The organism is Streptomyces sp. NBC_00162 (assembly GCF_024611995.1).
Classification (GTDB): domain Bacteria; phylum Actinomycetota; class Actinomycetes; order Streptomycetales; family Streptomycetaceae; genus Streptomyces.
Genome location: NZ_CP102509.1, coordinates 7,916,736 through 7,932,314, shown reverse-complemented (window position 1 = coordinate 7,932,314; position 15,579 = coordinate 7,916,736). Strand labels below are relative to the sequence as shown.

13 protein-coding genes are annotated in these 15,579 nt (G+C 71.2%); 10 read left to right on the top strand and 3 right to left on the bottom strand.

Annotation, left to right across the window (positions count from 1 at the left end):
- Positions 1–13 precede the first annotated feature (13 nt).
- On the bottom strand, positions 14–1,111 hold the full coding sequence (locus tag JIW86_RS36525) for a sugar ABC transporter substrate-binding protein (protein WP_257558611.1): 1,098 nt from the start codon (positions 1,109–1,111) through the stop codon (positions 14–16).
- Between the two features lie 339 nt (positions 1,112–1,450).
- Here JIW86_RS36525 and JIW86_RS36520 point away from each other — a divergent pair, with 339 nt between their 5' ends.
- From JIW86_RS36520 to JIW86_RS36490, 7 genes are all read left to right on the top strand, one after another.
- Complete coding sequence (locus JIW86_RS36520; RefSeq protein ID WP_257558609.1) at positions 1,451–2,677, top strand: acyltransferase family protein; 1,227 nt, start codon at positions 1,451–1,453, stop codon at positions 2,675–2,677.
- A gap of 34 nt (positions 2,678–2,711) precedes the next feature.
- Positions 2,712–3,995 (top strand): ClC family H(+)/Cl(-) exchange transporter, encoded by a 1,284-nt coding sequence (locus tag JIW86_RS36515; protein ID WP_257558608.1) that lies wholly within the window; start codon positions 2,712–2,714, stop codon positions 3,993–3,995.
- 162 nt (positions 3,996–4,157) lie between these two features.
- Complete coding sequence (locus JIW86_RS36510; RefSeq protein ID WP_257558607.1) at positions 4,158–5,642, top strand: aldehyde dehydrogenase family protein; 1,485 nt, start codon at positions 4,158–4,160, stop codon at positions 5,640–5,642.
- Positions 5,643–5,657: 15 nt separating this feature from the next.
- Positions 5,658–7,208 carry a GMC family oxidoreductase gene (locus tag JIW86_RS36505; RefSeq protein WP_257558606.1) on the top strand — a complete coding sequence of 517 codons (1,551 nt, stop codon included), beginning with the start codon at positions 5,658–5,660 and terminating at the stop codon, positions 7,206–7,208.
- The gene (locus tag JIW86_RS36500) at positions 7,205–8,299 is read left to right on the top strand and encodes a quaternary amine ABC transporter ATP-binding protein (RefSeq protein ID WP_257558605.1); all 1,095 of its coding nucleotides are present in this window, start codon (positions 7,205–7,207) and stop codon (positions 8,297–8,299) included. The genes JIW86_RS36505 and JIW86_RS36500 overlap by 4 nt, the downstream gene beginning before the upstream one ends.
- Positions 8,300–8,480: 181 nt before the next feature.
- Positions 8,481–10,415 (top strand): ABC transporter permease subunit, encoded by a 1,935-nt coding sequence (locus tag JIW86_RS36495; protein ID WP_257559579.1) that lies wholly within the window; start codon positions 8,481–8,483, stop codon positions 10,413–10,415.
- 1 nt (position 10,416) lies between these two features.
- Positions 10,417–11,421: an ABC transporter substrate-binding protein gene (locus tag JIW86_RS36490; RefSeq protein WP_416237638.1), complete on the top strand. Its 1,005-nt coding sequence runs from the start codon at positions 10,417–10,419 to the stop codon at positions 11,419–11,421.
- A gap of 132 nt (positions 11,422–11,553) precedes the next feature.
- Here JIW86_RS36490 and JIW86_RS36485 read toward each other — a convergent pair whose 3' ends face one another.
- Entirely contained in the window at positions 11,554–12,768 is a 1,215-nt protein-coding gene (locus tag JIW86_RS36485; RefSeq protein WP_215142840.1) for a S8 family peptidase, read from the bottom strand.
- Positions 12,769–13,142: 374 nt separating this feature from the next.
- On the opposite strand from JIW86_RS36485, the gene JIW86_RS36480 reads away from it, so the two are divergent.
- Together JIW86_RS36480 and JIW86_RS36475 are read left to right on the top strand one after the other, a co-directional pair.
- Complete coding sequence (locus JIW86_RS36480) at positions 13,143–13,466, top strand: putative quinol monooxygenase (protein WP_215142838.1); 324 nt, start codon at positions 13,143–13,145, stop codon at positions 13,464–13,466.
- Positions 13,467–13,508: 42 nt separating this feature from the next.
- A complete protein-coding gene (locus JIW86_RS36475; protein WP_257558604.1) occupies positions 13,509–14,063 on the top strand; it encodes a YbaK/EbsC family protein in 555 nt (184 codons plus the stop codon).
- Positions 14,064–14,078: 15 nt separating this feature from the next.
- Here the strand turns inward: JIW86_RS36475 and JIW86_RS36470 are convergent, their stop codons facing one another.
- Positions 14,079–14,819: an intradiol ring-cleavage dioxygenase gene (locus JIW86_RS36470; protein ID WP_257558602.1), complete on the bottom strand. Its 741-nt coding sequence runs from the start codon at positions 14,817–14,819 to the stop codon at positions 14,079–14,081.
- A 196-nt stretch (positions 14,820–15,015) separates the two neighbouring features.
- Here JIW86_RS36470 and JIW86_RS36465 point away from each other — a divergent pair, with 196 nt between their 5' ends.
- Positions 15,016–15,282: a hypothetical protein gene (locus tag JIW86_RS36465; RefSeq protein WP_215142832.1), complete on the top strand. Its 267-nt coding sequence runs from the start codon at positions 15,016–15,018 to the stop codon at positions 15,280–15,282.
- Positions 15,283–15,579 lie beyond the last annotated feature (297 nt).

Genomic DNA, 15,579 nt, shown 5'->3' with positions numbered 1-15,579 from the left:
CGCCCGACAGGACCTAGTTCAGGCCGATCGCTTCGCACGCGGCCTTGAGCTTGTCGGTGCAGATTTCGGCGACCGTGTAGACGCCGTCATCGACCACCGTGGCCTTGACGTTGGCCTTGGTCAGCGAGATGCCCGGCACGAGCACCGATGGCACGCGCTTGGTGGTCGGGCTGTCGACGAGCTGGTTGATGATTCCGTCGATCTTCTCGCCCTTGGCGAGGGCGACGGCCATCTCGGCGGCGGCCGCGGCCTCGGGGGCGTACCGCTTGTAGACGGTCATGAACTGGTCGCCCGCGACGATGCGCTGCACGCCGGCGAGTTCGGCGTCCTGGCCGGTGACCGGGGGCAGGGTGGACAATCCGGCCGCCTTGAGGGCGGTGATGATGCCGCCCGCCATGCCGTCGTTGGCGGAGTAGACGCCGACGATCTTGCCCTTGCCGAGGGCCGAGAGCGCGGCCGCCATGTTGGTGTTGGCGTTCTCCGGCTTCCAGTCGACGGTGTCGTACTCCTTGCCGACGTTCACCTTACCGTCGAGCTCGGCGTGCGCGCCGGACTTGAAGAGCTTGGCGTTCGGGTCGGTGACCGAGCCGTTCATCATGACGATCTGGCCGTCCTTGGCCTTGTCGCCCAGCGCCTCGAGCAGCGCCTTGCCCTGCACCTTGCCGACGTCCTCGTTGTCGAAGGAGGTGTAGGCGTCGACCGGGCCTTCGGCAAGGCGGTCGTAGGCGACGACCGGGATCCCGGCGTCCTTGGCCTTCTGCACCGATCCGGCGATGGCCTTGGAGTCCACCGCGTCGATGATGAGGACGTGCACCTTGTTGGTGATCATCATGTCGACCTGGGAGCTCTGGGTGGCCGCGTCCTGCTTGGCGTTGGCGTAGACGACCTTGCCCTTGCCGCGCGTGAGTTTGGCGACTTCCTTCTCGATGAGCGGCTTGTCGAACTTCTCGTAGCGCGCGGTCTGGTTCTCCGGGAGCAGGAGACCGACCGTGACCGCGTCACTGTTGGCCCCCGGTCTCCCGTCGGCTTCCTCCGCGCCGCAGGCGGTGAGCGAGACGGCGATCGCGGAAGCAGCAACGGCAACGGCGGCGCGACCCAGATGTGTGTTCACGATGTAAACCTCCCTGACGAGGCCGTGTCGTTGCGGCCGAGGTAGGGGCAGTCAACTCGGCACCGGCACCATCGTCAAGAAGTGAACTATTAACGAGATGGCAACGTTGCCATCACCCTCCGCATCCAGGCAATCCGGTGGTTTGTGGGCCTTTTCCGCATTATTCACTCTGCGGCAACACTTCAACTTATGAAGCGAAAAGGGGCCGGCGCCCTCGGCCTGGAAGGGGCGGAAAGCACAACAACGCTCCCCATGGATTCACTGTGCGTCACCTGTACAGTTCCCCAGATCTGACAGCGGTCACCGGACCGCCGAGTGCTGGAGGGGCGGTATCGAACGATGAGTGCAGGCAGTTCCGTGAGCGGGCCGCACCCGCGTTTGGCAGCGCTCGACGGTGTACGGATCCTGGCCGCTCTCTCCGTGGTCTTCTACCACTACGTCGTCCTCGAGAGCGGGTGGGGTGAGCCCACCGAGACGGTCTTCCCGGGCGCCCGCCCGTTCGCCGTCTACGGCTGGCTGGGTGTCGAGGTCTTCTTCCTGGTCAGCGGGTTCGTCATCTGCATGAGCGGCTGGGGCCGGACCGTGGGGGATTTCGCGGTCTCGCGGATATCCCGGCTCTTCCCCGCCTACTGGGCGGGCATCGCCTTCACCACTCTCGTGCTTTTCGCGTGGCCTGAGGTGAGACCGGTGGAGGCACTCAGAGATGTCGTGGTGAATCTCTCGATGCTCCAGGGCGGCGTCGGCGTCCCGCACGTCGACGACGCGTACTGGACCCTGTTCGTCGAGCTCAAGTTCTACGTCCTCTTCGCAGTCGTCGTCATACGCGGCGTGACCTACCGCAATTGCGTGCTCTTCTGCGGACTCTGGACTCTGGCCGGGGTGGTGGCCCCCGCGGTGGACAACCTCGCGCTGTCCTTCTTCGCGGTCCCGCCCTACTCCCCGTACTTCATTGCCGGCATCGCCTTCTATCTCATGCGGCGTTTCCGCCCGAATGCCGTTCTGTGGGCCGTCGTCGGCCTCCAGTTCCTCCTCGCACAGCACTACGTGCACAACCGGATGGTCTCCAGCCTGGGCCGTGCCGTCACCGAGCGGACGCCCGCCTGGCCCGCCCACGTGATCATCACGATCGGCTTCCTCGTCATGGCAGCCATCGCCCTGGGCGCTTTCGACCGGATCCAGTGGCGCTGGCTCCCGCACGCGGGCGCGCTCACCTATCCCTTCTATCTGATCCACATGATGGCCGGGCTGACCGTCATCCATCATTTCCGGAACGACGTGAGGCCCGTCCCGCTCGTCCTCGGCGTCACCTCGCTCATGCTGGTACTCGCCTGGGGCATCCACCGACTCGTCGAGCGCCCGCTGGGCCGCGTACTGCGCGACCAACTGCGCCGCGGCGTACAGGACATCCGGGCGGGTACGCCCCGCCGGCCGGCGGCCCTCAGCCAGATCCCCGCCCAACCCGGTGCTCCCGATACGGAGCGCATCGCGGTTGGCCCAGTCGGGGACGGTTTCGGCGCGGCCGCCGCGATGTCCGAAACGGCGAGTCGGCGGCGGGCCAGTCTCTGACGGACGCAATCCACGGCTCGGCGGAGGTCTGTGCATGCCCGGTGCTTCCCGTGACCGGCCGGCCGTGTACCTCGTCGCGGCGGTCGCGGGCTGCCTCGTCGGGCTGGTCGGGGGGAGCTTCCGCTGGTGCCTCGTGCGGGCTGTGGAGCTGTACGGCTCGCTGCTGAGCGCATCGGAGCGGCTGGGCGGCCTCGCCTGGCTGCTTCCGGTGGGTGTCACGGCGGCGGGTGCCGCTGTCGCGTGCGCGATCGCCCGGCGGGTCCCCTTGGCCGCCGGGAGCGGCATCCAGGACGTCGAGGCCGTGTGGCGCACCGAAGCGACGCCGCGGGCGCTGTGGCTCGTGCCGGCCAAGTTCGTGGGCGGTGTGATCGCCCTGGGCTCGGGCCTGCTGCTCGGGCGGGAGGGTCCGACGGTGCACATGGGTGCGGTGATCGGGGCGGAGGCAGGGCGCCGTACGCGGATGACCGCACAGGACATCAGGCTGCTGCACACCTCGCTCGCCGGGGCCGGCCTCGCGGTGGCCTTCACCGCGCCCCTCGGGGGAGTGGTGTTCGTCTGCGAGGAAGTGACCAAGGTGTTCAGGCCGCGCCTGGTACTCCTCACCCTGGTCGGCACCGCGACGGCCGTCGGCTGCTCCCAGCTCATGCTCGGCGGCCGGCCCGTCTTCCCGGTCCCGGACATGGCCGCCCCGTCGATCGCGCTCCTGCCCGTCTTCCTCCTGTTCGGCGCGGCCACGGGCGCCCTGGGGGTGGGCTACAGCCGTCTCGTCGTAGGGATGCTGGCCTTCTGCGATCACGTGAGACGGGTCGGACCGGTCGCTCGGGCGGCCGTGATCGGTGCCGTCGTGGGCCTGCTGCTCGCCATCGATCCGCTGCTGGGCGGCGACGGGGACCAGCTGAGCGGGCGCCTGCTGGGCGGCGACATGCCCGTGGTCACCGTGCTCGCGGGGTATCTCGTGGTGCGGTTCCTGGCGGGTCCGCTCAGCTACGCGGCCGGTACGCCGGGCGGGCTCTTCGCTCCCCTGCTGGCCCTGGGAGCCGTGTGGGGGGCTCTCGTGCACGGCCTTGCGCTGCCCCTCCTGCCGGACGCGGGCTCCGCCGCCGTGCCCTTCGCGGTCACGGGCATGGCCGCGCTGTTCTCCGCGGTCGTCCGCGCGCCCGTCACCGGCATCGTGCTCACCGTCGAGATGACGGGTTCCACCTCGCTGATCGTTCCGCTGCTCACCGTCTGCTTCGCCGCGACGCTGACCGCCGACCGGATGGGGAGTACGCCGCCGATCTACGACAGCCTGCGCCTGCGGATGACGGGATCCTCCTGAGGCCCATGCCCCGGCCCACGCCCGCGACGCCCATGGGCCCCGCGTGACTCCAGTCACTTCGAGTGCCGGATGGGACATGAGTTCCGGGGCAGGGGGCATGCGCGGAGATTGCCAGGTCACCGCGGGTCCGCCGCGCTGACGGAACCGGAGGTACAGAGCGTCGTGTCGGAGCAGAAGACCATCTACACAGCCGGAGCATGGCGGTCCGCGGCATCGGGAGCTTCCAGGGAGATCCTGGACCCGGCGGACGCCTCCGTCCTCGCCGTGGTCGCCGAGGGCGGCACCGCCGACACCGACGCGGCCGTGAGCGCCGCACGGGCCGCTTTCGACGGCGGACCGTGGCCGGGCACCCCGGTAGCCGAACGTGCGGCGCTGCTGCGCCGCACGGCCGACCTGCTCCACCGTGACCGCGAGCGCATCGGCCTCCTGGAGAGCCTGGACGCGGGCAAGACACTCGAAGAGGGCCGCGTGGACGTGGACTGCGTCGTCGACGCCTTCCGCTACTTCGCCGACCTCGTCATCGGTGAGGGCGCGGGCCGGGTCGTGGACGCCGGATCCCCCGACATCCACAGCGTCGTCGTCCACGAGCCGGTAGGCGTGTGCGCCCTGATCACCCCGTGGAACTACCCGTTGCTCCAGGCCAGCTGGAAGATCGCCCCGGCGCTGGCCGCGGGCAACACCTTCGTGATCAAGCCCAGCGAGATCACCCCGCTGACCACCGTCGCCCTGATCGAGCTGCTGGCGGAGGCGGGTCTGCCCGCCGGAGTCGCCAACCTGGTCACCGGAGCCGGTGATCCGGTCGGCGCCCGCCTCGCCGCCCATCCCGATGTCGACCTGGTGTCGTTCACCGGCGGACTCACCAGCGGTACGAAGGTCATGCGCGCGGCCGCCGACACGGTCAAGAAGGTCGCCCTCGAACTCGGCGGCAAGAACCCCAACGTCGTCTTCGCCGACGCCTGCGCCACCGAGGACGGCTTCGACACCGCCGTCGACCAGGCCCTCAACGCCGCGTTCATCCACAGCGGCCAGGTGTGCTCGGCCGGCTCGCGCCTGATCATCGAGGAGTCGCTGCGCGAGCGCTTCGTCGCCGAACTCGCCCGCCGCGCCGAGAAGATCCGCATCGGCCGCGGCACCGACGCGGGTGTCGAATGCGGCCCGCTGGTCTCCGCCGCCCAGCGGGAGCGCACCGAGTCGTACGTCGCCTCCGCACTCGCCGAGGGAGCCGTACTGCGCGCCGGCGGCGAACGGCCCGAAGGCCCGGGCTTCTTCTACCGCCCCACCGTCCTCGACCGCTGCCACCGCGGCATGCGCGTCGTGCGCGAGGAAGTCTTCGGACCGGTCCTGACGGTCGAGACCTTCCGCACCGAGGACGAGGCCGTGGCGCTGGCCAACGACACGGAGTACGGGCTCGCCGGCGGCGTCTGGACCGCGGACCAGGGCCGCGCGCGCCGGGTGGCGGGCCGGCTGCGCCACGGCACCGTCTGGATCAACGACTTCCACCCGTACCTGCCGCAGGCCGAATGGGGCGGCTTCGGGAAGTCCGGCATCGGACGCGAGCTCGGCCCGTCCGGCCTGGCCGAGTACCGCGAGACCAAGCACGTGTACCAGAACCTCGCCCCGCGCCCCGTGCGCTGGTTCGCGGGTTGAGGAGGTAGGAGAGACGTGACCAACGACACGAACCAGAACGCGTCCGAGTACGAGTACGACTACGTCGTCGTCGGCGGCGGCACCGCCGGCTCGGTGATCGCTGCCCGCCTGACCGAGGACCCGGACGTCACCGTCGCGGTCATCGAGGGCGGACCGAGCGACGTCGACCGGCCCGACGTGCTCACGCTGCGCCGCTGGATGGGCCTGCTCGGCGGCGACCTCGACTACGACTACCCCACCACCGAGCAGCCGCGCGGCAACTCGCACATCCGGCACAGCCGGGCCCGCGTCCTGGGCGGCTGCTCCTCGCACAACACCCTCATCGCCTTCAAGCCGCTCCCGTCCGACTGGGACGAGTGGGCGGACGCGGGCGCCGAGGGGTGGCACGCGGCCGCCATGGACCCGTACTTCGACCGGCTCCTCAACAACATCGTCCCGGTCGGCGAGGCGGACCGTAACGCCATCGCCCGTGACTTCGTGGACGCGGCCCAGACCGCGCTGGGAGTGCCGCGTGTCGAGGGCTTCAACCAGAAGCCGTTCCACGAGGGCGCCGGATTCTTCGACCTCGCCTATCACCCGGAGACCAACAAGCGCTCGTCGGCCTCGGTGGCGTACCTCCACCCGGTGATGGACGACCGGCCCAACCTGCGGATCCTGCTGGAGACCTGGGCGTACCGCCTCGAGATGGACGGCACCCGGGCGCGCGGCGTCCACGTCCGCGCCGCGGACGGCACGAAGTCGCTGATCACCGCCCGCCGCGAAGTGGTGGTGTGCGCGGGCGCCGTGGACACCCCGCGCCTGCTGCTGCACTCCGGCATAGGCCCCCGCGAGGACCTGGCGGCCCTGGGCATACCCCCGGTCCACGATCTGCCCGGCGTCGGGGAGAACCTCCTCGACCATCCGGAGTCCGTGATCGTCTGGGAGACGAACGGCCCGATCCCCGAGAACTCGGCGATGGACAGCGACGCGGGACTGTTCGTCCGGCGAGACCCGGACTCCCCGGGGCCCGACCTGATGTTCCACTTCTACCAGATCCCGTTCACCGACAACCCGGAGCGGCTGGGGTACGAACGACCCGCGCACGGCGTCTCGTTGACCCCCAACATCCCCAAGCCGCGCAGCCGCGGCCGCCTCTACCTCACGAGCGCGGACCCCGAGGTCAAACCCGCCCTCGACTTCCGCTACTTCACGGACGAGGACGACTACGACGGCCGGACGCTGGTGGACGGCATCAAGCTGGCCCGCGAGATCGCCGCGACCGAGCCGCTGGCCGGATGGCTCAAGCGCGAGGTGTGCCCCGGCCCGGAGGTCACCGGCGACGAGGCGCTGAGCGCGTACGCCCGCTCGGTGGCGCACACCGTCTACCACCCGGCCGGCACCTGCAAGATGGGCGCCGTCGATGACGAAGGAGCTGTTGTGGGACCGGACTTGAAGGTGCGTGGCCTCGACGGCATTCGCATCGCGGACGCCTCTGTCTTCCCGACGATGCCCGCGGTCAACCCGATGATCGGAGTACTCATGGTCGGCGAGAAGGCCGCCGAGCTGCTGGGCGGTGAGGTCCGGTGACCGCGGCCCATACCGGGTCCGCCGTGCCCGAGGCCGGCGCCGCGCCCGTGTTCTCCGTACAGGGCCTGTGGAAGGTCTTCGGCCCCCGGCGCAAGGCCGCCCTGGTGCCGGGCTCCGAGCAGGCCGCGCTGCCCGCCGCCGAACTGCGCGAGCGCACCGGCTGCACCGCCGCCGTCCGCGACGTCACCTTCGACGTCCGCAAGGGCGAGGTCTTCGTCGTCATGGGCCTGTCCGGTTCGGGCAAGTCCACCCTGGTGCGCTGCCTGACCCGGCTGATCGAGCCCACGGCCGGATCCCTCGCCATCGACGGCGAGGACGTCCTCGCCATGGACCCGGCCCGGCTGCGCGAACTGCGCCGCCACCGCGCCTCCATGGTCTTCCAGCATTTCGGCCTGCTGCCGCACCGTAGCGTCCTGGACAACGTTGCCTACGGCCTGGAGATCCAGGGCATGGGCCGTACCGACCGGCGTGCCAAGGCTGCCGAGATGGTCGGCAAGGTCGGCCTCGAAGGCCTTGAGGACCGCCGGCCCGGTCAGCTGTCCGGCGGCCAGCAGCAGCGGGTCGGCCTCGCGCGCGCCCTTGCCGCCGACCCGGAAGTGCTGTTGTTCGACGAGCCGTTCAGCGCGCTCGACCCGCTGATCCGCCGGGAGATGCAGGGCGAGGTGGCCCGGCTCCACCACGAGGAGGGCCGCACGATGGTCTTCATCACCCACGACCTGTCCGAGGCGCTGCGCCTGGGCGACCGGATCGCGCTGATGCGCGACGGCCGGATCGTGCAGCTCGGCACCCCGGAGGAGATCGTGGGCTCGCCCGCCGACGACTACGTACGGGACTTCGTCCGCGACGTGCCGCGCGAGCAGGTGCTCACCGTGCGCAGCGCGATGCGCCCCGCCACGGACGGCGAGGCCGGTCAGGGCCCTGCGCTGACCCCCGCGACCACGGTGGTGGAAGCCATCGAGGCCGTCGCCCGCAGCGGTGGCCCGGCGCGGGTCGTCGACGAGGGCCGGTGCCTGGGCGTCGTCGACGACGCGGGACTGCTCGCGGTGGTGGCCGGTCTGCCGGCCGCGGCGGGGCGGGGGGTGGCGGCATGACGCGCCGAATCCGCTGCGCTGCCCCCGTCTCCGGCACTTGGAGGTGGCGCGGGTGACCACGACCACCACACCCGTACGGGACCCCGGACAGCGGGGCCGGTCCGAACAGCCGGAGCGGTCGCCCTCGGGCGGGCGGCCCGATCGCCCGCGATCCGCCGCCGTCAGGACTCCGGTCCGACGCCTGAAGGCCCTGCTCCTCGACCACCGCGCCGGCCGCAGGGTCCTGCCCCTCGCCGTCGCCGCGGTGGTGCTGCTCCCGCTCGCGATGGCCTTCCCCGGTGCCGGGAGCTGGCCCGCAGCGCTGACCGTCGACCTCTCCGGGCCACTCGGCCGGGCCGGTGACTGGATCATCGACAACCGGGACGGCCACCCGCTGTTCCTCTACTTCTTCGGGCACGTCAGCAACGCCGTGGTGGTGTCCGTCCGCGCGGTGTACGTCGTCCTGCTCGCCGCGGGCTGGACCGGCGTCACCGCCCTGGCCGGCCTCATCGCCCTGCGCCTGGCGGGCCTGCGGCTCGCCGTCACGTGCGTGGCCGCCTTCGCCGCGTGCGGGCTGCTCGGCATGTGGGTGCCGACGATGCAGACCCTCGCCCTGATGGTCGTGGCCGTCGCCGCTTCCGTCGTGGTCGGCGCCCTTCTCGGCCTCGCCGCCGGGCTGTCGCCGCGGGCCGGCCGGGCGCTGCGCCCGGTGCTCGACACCATGCAGGTGCTGCCCGCCTTCGCGTATCTGCTGCCGATGGTGCTGGTCTTCGGGATCGGCGTACCCGCCGCCGTCCTGGCCACCGTGGTGTACGCGGCGCCGCCGATGGCCCGGCTCACGGCACTGGGCCTGCGCGAGGCCGACGCCGGGGTGCTGGAAGCCGCGGCCTCGCTCGGCGCGACCGGGCGGCAGCGCCTGCTGACCGCGCGGCTCCCGCTGGCCCGCCGGCAGATCCTGCTCGGCGTCAACCAGGCCATCATGATGGCGCTGTCGATGGCCGTCATCGCCTCCGTGATCGGTGCGGGCGGCCTCGGCGACCGGGTCTACCAGGCCCTCGCCTCGGTTGACGTCGGTGCGGCGCTCGCCGCCGGCATCCCCATCGTGCTGCTCGCGGTGGTCCTGGACCGCACCGCCGACGCGGCGGGCAGCCGGCTGGGCATCGGCCCGCCGCACTCGTCCCGGCAGCATCTGCTGCGGCGGGTGTTCGCGGGCTGGTACGGGCGGCTGCTCACCGTCCTCACGGCCGTCGCCGCCGCCGTCGCGGGCCGTATGGCGGGCACGTCCCTGTGGCCCGAGTCCTGGACCGTGCCGATCGCCGAGCCGGTCAACCGGGCGGTCGGCTGGATGACCGATCACCTGTACTCCGGAGTGCCCGTGGTCGGCGGCACCGCCGACTGGGCGGCCCGCTTCACCGGCTGGATCCTCGACCCCCTGCGCTCCGGGCTGCAGGCCACCCCCTGGTGGCTGCTCCTGCTGGTGGTCGGCGCGCTCGGCCTCCTCGCCGGTACCTGGCGCACCGCGATGACCGCCGTCCTCGCCCTGGCCGCCATCGGTGTGCTCGGCGTGTGGGAACCCTCCCTCGACACGCTCTCGCAGGTGCTGGCCGCCGTCGCCGTCACCCTCGTCCTCGGCTTCGCGATCGGCGTGGGAGCCGCCCGCAGCGCCCGAGCCCAGCGTCTGCTGCGTCCGGTGCTCGACGTGTGCCAGACGATGCCGCAGTTCGTCTACCTCATCCCGGTGGTCGCGCTGTTCGGCGTCGGCCGTGCGCCGGCCGCGGCCGCCGCCGTCGTGTACGCGCTGCCCGCCGTCGTACGCATCACCGCCGAGGGGCTGCGCGAGGTGAACCCGGCGGCCCTGGAGTCGGCCCGTTCCCTCGGCGCCACCGGGTCGCAGCAGCTGCGCCAGGTCCAGCTCCCGCTGGCCCGCCCCGCGTTGCTTCTGGCCCTGAACCAGGCAGTGGTGCTGGTGCTCGCCGTCGTCATCATCGGCGGCCTGGTCGGAGGTGGCGCGCTCGGTTACGACGTCGTGCTCGGCCTCGCCCAGGGCGACCTGGCCACCGGTTTGGTGGCCGGCGCCGCGATCGTCTGCCTCGGTCTGATGCTCGACCGGGTCACCCAGCCCGCGAAGGAGGCCTGACATGCCTGACATCACCGAGATCACCGACATGAACGGGCACCGTCCGCGGCGCGGCCGTCGCCGCCTCGGCGCGTTCGCCGCCGTGACCGCTCTCGCCGTGCTCACCGGCTGCGGCGCGGCCGACATGACCCGCCAGGCCTCCCCGTACGCCGCCGCGCAGGGCGCGAAGACCGTCACCCTCTCCGTGCAGTCCTGGGTCGGCGCCCAGGCGAACACCGCCGTCGCCGCCTACCTGCTCGAACACGAGCTGGGCTACCGGGTCGACACCGTCCAGGTGGACGAGGTCCCCGCGTGGGACGCGCTCAGCCAGGGCCGGGTCGACGCGATCCTGGAGGACTGGGGCCACCCGGAGCAGGAGAAGCGGTACGTCCAGGACAAGAAGACCATCACCGCGGGCGGCGACCTGGGCGTGACCGGCCACATCGGCTGGTTCGTCCCGACGTACTTCGCCGAGGCCCATCCGGACGTCACCGACTGGAAGAACCTCGACAAGTACGCCGACCAGCTGGGCACCGCCGAGAGCCGCGGCAAGGGCCAGCTGATGGACGGCTCCCCGTCGTACGTCACGAACGACAAGGCGCTGGTGAAGAACCTGGGCCTGGACTTCGAGGTCGTCTTCGCCGGTTCCGAGGCCGCGCAGATCACGCAGATCAGGCAGTTCGCGAAGGAGCGCAAGCCGTTCCTCACGTACTGGTACAAGCCGCAGTGGCTGTTCGAGCGGGTCCCGATGACGGAGGTGAAGCTGCCCGAGTACCAGGAGGGCTGCGACGCCGATCCGGAGAAGGTGGCCTGCGCCTATCCCCACACGCCGCTGCAGAAGTACCTGAACACGCGGTTCGCGGACGCGGGCGGGAAGGCCGCCGAGTTCCTGAAGAAGTTCCGCTGGAACGTCGAGGAGCAGAACGAGGTGGCTCTGATGATCGCCGAGGAAAAGCTGCCGCCCGAGCAGGCGGCGAAGAAGTGGGTGGAGCGCAACGAGCAGGTGTGGAAGCCGTGGGTGCGCTGATCCACCCGCTCCCCCGCCGCCTCCCCCGGGCCGGCACGTACCGCTCGTCGCCGCCCGCGAGTTGAGAAACGCCGAGGCCGCCGCACTCCCCCAAGGTGCGACGGCCTCGGCGCGTTCACGCGCGGATTGCGGCTACTTCTCGGAGACCTTCAGCAGCTTGTTCGGGGTTCCGCTGCTCGGGTTGCTGATCTTCCCCGGGGTCGCCCCCGTGGTCAGGGCCTGAGCGACCTGCGAGGGCGAGGCGTCCTTGTGCCCGGCCAGGTAGAGGGCCGCGGCACCGACCACGTGCGGGGTGGCCATCGAGGTGCCGGAGATGGTCTTCGTACCGCTGTCGCTGTCGTTCCAGGCGGAGGTGATGTCCGAGCCCGGTGCGTAGAGGTCCACGACCGAACCGAAGTTGGAGAACGACGACTGGGAGTCGTCGGCCGTGCTGGAGGCCACCGTGATGGCCTCCGGGACCCGCGAGGGAGAGCCCTGCCCGGCGTCGGAGGACTCGTTGCCCGCCGCGACGCCGAAGGTGACACCGGCGGCTATCGACCGGCGCACGGCCTCGTCCAGCGCCTCGTCGGCGCCGCCGCCGAGGCTCATGTTGGCCACCGAGGGCCCGCTGTGATTCTTCGTCACCCAGTCGATGCCCGCCACGACCTGCTCGGTGGTGCCCGACCCGTTGTCGTCGAGCACCCGGACCGCGACGACCTTGGCCTTCTTGGCCACCCCGTGGGAGGTGCCCGCGATGGTCCCGGCGACGTGCGTGCCGTGTCCGTTGCCGTCGTCGGCGGTCTGGTCGTTGTCCACGGCGTCGAAGCCGTGCGTGGCCCGGCCGCCGAAGTCCTTGTGGCTGATGCGTACGCCGGTGTCGATGACGTACGCCGTGACGCCCTCGCCGCCCGCGTCGGGGTACGTGTACTTCTTGTCCCCGGCGGTCGCCGTCTGGTCGATGCGGTCGAGGCCCCAGGACGGGGGGTTGTCCTGGGTGCTGCTGATGGAGAACTTCTTGTTCTGGACGACCTTGCCCACGGCCGGGTCGGCGGCGAGGCGCTTGGCTCCGGTCTCCGAAAGCCCGGATGCGGAGAAGCCGTTGACCGCGGACGTGTAGGTGCGCTTCAGCTCGCCGCCGTACTTCTTGACGAGTGCCTGCTGGTCCGCGTTCTTGTCGAGTATGACGATGTAGCTGCCGCTGAGCGCACCGGGTGCGCCGAGCCCGTAGACCGTTCCCTCTGCCGGGGTGTTCGCGCCGGCGAGGGGGGACAGCAGCATGCAGACACCGGTTGCAGTGGCGACTCCCGTGGCCACTGCAAGGACCCGGAAGCCGCGTGAACGGGTGCGTGCGTGCTTGTGAGTTGACATGGAGAGAGTGCTCCTCGTGTTGACGTGTGGGGCGTCAAGGCGTGTTGCGTGAGCCCGCCGGAGCCGGAAAATCTCCGGGGGTACAGCTCGAAACCCTGACCGATTAACGGAGTTGATTCAAGGCCGCCCCGCCCGTCAGCGTTATCCAACAAGCTTTCTTAAAGAGACCTCCTCGCCAGCACCTCGGAATGACCACACTCTTCGAACCACCCACACATTCGCGTCACTTGCCGATGCATTCGCGAACACACGCCTGTAACAAAACGCGTCCGCCGTACCAGTGCCCCGGTCGGCAAGGTCGAGCCGCCGACCTGACGACCAGCCACGGACATGCCGGCAGACCCCCCATGCCCACCCATGCCTACAATGGTCGAATGATCTTCATTGTGGTGAAATTCCCCGTCAAGCCCGAATACGTCGACCAGTGGCCCGAGAAGGTCGCGGAGTTCACCCGCGCCACCCGTGCCGAGCCCGGCAACCTGTGGTTCGAGTGGTCCCGCAGCCTGGAGGAGCCGGACACCTACGTCCTGACCGAGGCGTTCCAGGACGACGCGGCGGAGGCACACGTGACCTCCGATCACTTCCGCACCGCCCTGGAGACCATGCGCCCCCTGATCACCCGGACGCCCGACATCGTCAGCACCACCATCGCGGGTGCGACCGGCTGGAGCCGGATGGGCGAGCTGCAGGTCGACTGACGACCGCTGCCCCTCCCTTGGGGGCGGTGTTAGCGTGCGGGCATGCGTGCTCCCATCGGCCCGTTCGACAACGCCGTCCCCGCCCCCGACTGTCTCGCCGAGCTCACCGCGCCCGTGGCGCGAGCGGTCGGCGCCTGGCGGGGAGACGTACCCGCCGGGCAGATCCTCTACGTGGACACCGACCCGGCCATCGCCGACACCGCCGCGTTCGTCGCGCACTACGGGCAGGAGCTGCTGGACCAGTCGGCGAACTGCGTGGTGGTGGCCGCCAAGCGCGGTGGCCAGACCACCCTCGCGGCCTGCTTGGTGCCCTCCGCCGGCCGGGTCGACGTCAACGGGGCCGTCCGGCGTCACCTGGGGGCGCGCAAGGTGTCCTTCGCCCCGATGGAGACGGCCGTGGAGCTGACGGGCATGGAGTACGGCGGCCTCACGCCGCTGGGGCTGCCGGACGACTGGCCGCTGCTGGTGGACGCGGCCGTCCGCGACATGCCGTACGTCCTGATCGGCAGCGGGCGCCGCCGCGGGAAGCTCATCGCGCCCGGCAAGCTGCTCTCGGAGCTCCCCGGCGCCGAACTGATCGAAGGTCTTGCCGTCTGACGTGCGGGGCGGGGCTCAGGCGATGCCCACGGTGTACGCGGCCCGGTAACCGTCGCCGTCGGGTGCGGGAGCCAGGGTCATCGCGGCGCCGGATTCCCGGTAGCGGCTGTCGCGGGTGTTGGGGTGCTCCGGCACGGAGCGGCGGGCGTAGGGCTGGAGCGCGTACACCCTCAGCAGGAGTTCCTCGGGGAAGAAGAACTGCGAGGTCGTCTCGGTGCGGCGGTCGGGGCGCACCTTGAAGTGGATGTGCGGCGCGAGCCCCGCGTACCAGCCGGGCACGATCGTGCGAAACGCGCACCGCCCGGCCGCGTCCGTGACCTGCGTGCCGCGCAGGAAGGTGTCCCCGCCGGTGGAGTAGACGCCCGAGACGTCGGCGTGCCACACGTCGACGGCGGCGCCCTCGACCGGGCGGCAGCCGTCCGACACCCGCACCACGGTCAGGTCCAGCCGGAACGGCACACCGTCCCGGCCCTCCGTGACGTCCGACCGGACCCGGTCCAGGTCGAGGTAGTACGGGCCCGCGCCCGACTCCACCGAGAGCACGCAGCCCGGGGTGCTCCTGCCCGACGGCGAAGGTGACTGCGCCTTGGGCGGCGGCTGCGTGGCGGCCTGGGGCGCGGGCGCCGAGGCCTGTCCGGCTGCCCCCCGGGGGCCCGCCGGGCCCGAACAGGCCGCCGTCAGCGCGGCGACCCCGGCCGATCCGGCGGCCAGCAGTACCGCGCGTCGGCTGGTCCGGGAAATGCCGTTCTCGGTCATGCGAACCCCTCGCGCGCTCCTGGGGCCGTCGCGCCGGACGGCCACCGACCGCGCCCACCGTGCCGGACCGCGGGGGCTGCGACCAGCACCGACACGCCCGGCTTCACTCCCGCTCCGCGTCCGGCCCGGTGATGCTCGCCTCGCGTTCTGCCGCGCGGACGCAGGTTACCGGCGTCCGGCAGACGACACTGGACCCATGAGCGAGCACCGCTTCACCTTCGACCACACCAGCGCCGGCATCTCCCCGGCCGCCGTCCGCACAGCCCACTACCCGCACAACCTCCGATACGAGAAGCCGACGGGGGCGGCCCGGACCAGCCCCGAGGGGCACACCCTGCGCGCTCTGTCCGATCTCACGGTGGTGACCTGCGCCTGTGGCCTCACGACCCCGGCGCTGCCGAACGACGACGCGCGGCTCGTCTACGAGGAGCACCGCAACCTGATCCGTGACGAGATGGCCTGAGGACCCGCTCAGCAGCCACGGCCCAGGAGACGGGTGAGGAGGGACCGGGACTTCCGGCTCCCCCCGACGCCCTGCGGTGCGGGTGCCGCGGCCGTGGCCGTGGGGCCCGTTCGGCGGCCTCGGGCGACAGCGGGCAACGGCGGGCCGGGCCGGCCTTGGGGTGGTCCGGTTCGACGACGAGGGCACGGTCGAGCCAGGCGAGGCCATCGGCGGGCCGGCCGGTCTGCCGGTACAGCTCGGCGACGCCCCTCCTCGGCTCCGAATTTGACTGAATTTTCAGTCAGTGGGAGAGTGGCG

What these genes read in the sequence shown, in the direction of transcription:
- JIW86_RS36470 (WP_257558602.1), bottom strand. Translation starts at nt 14,819, where the DNA reads ATGACCGAGAACGGCATTTCCCGGACCAGCCGACGCGCGGTACTGCTG.
- JIW86_RS36520 (WP_257558609.1), top strand. Translation starts at nt 1,451, where the DNA reads ATGAGTGCAGGCAGTTCCGTGAGCGGGCCGCACCCGCGTTTGGCAGCG.
- JIW86_RS36480 (WP_215142838.1), top strand. Translation starts at nt 13,143, where the DNA reads ATGATCTTCATTGTGGTGAAATTCCCCGTCAAGCCCGAATACGTCGAC.
- JIW86_RS36515 (WP_257558608.1), top strand. Translation starts at nt 2,712, where the DNA reads ATGCCCGGTGCTTCCCGTGACCGGCCGGCCGTGTACCTCGTCGCGGCG.
- JIW86_RS36490 (WP_416237638.1), top strand. Translation starts at nt 10,417, where the DNA reads ATGCCTGACATCACCGAGATCACCGACATGAACGGGCACCGTCCGCGG.
- JIW86_RS36485 (WP_215142840.1), bottom strand. Translation starts at nt 12,768, where the DNA reads ATGTCAACTCACAAGCACGCACGCACCCGTTCACGCGGCTTCCGGGTC.
- JIW86_RS36475 (WP_257558604.1), top strand. Translation starts at nt 13,509, where the DNA reads ATGCGTGCTCCCATCGGCCCGTTCGACAACGCCGTCCCCGCCCCCGAC.
- JIW86_RS36465 (WP_215142832.1), top strand. Translation starts at nt 15,016, where the DNA reads ATGAGCGAGCACCGCTTCACCTTCGACCACACCAGCGCCGGCATCTCC.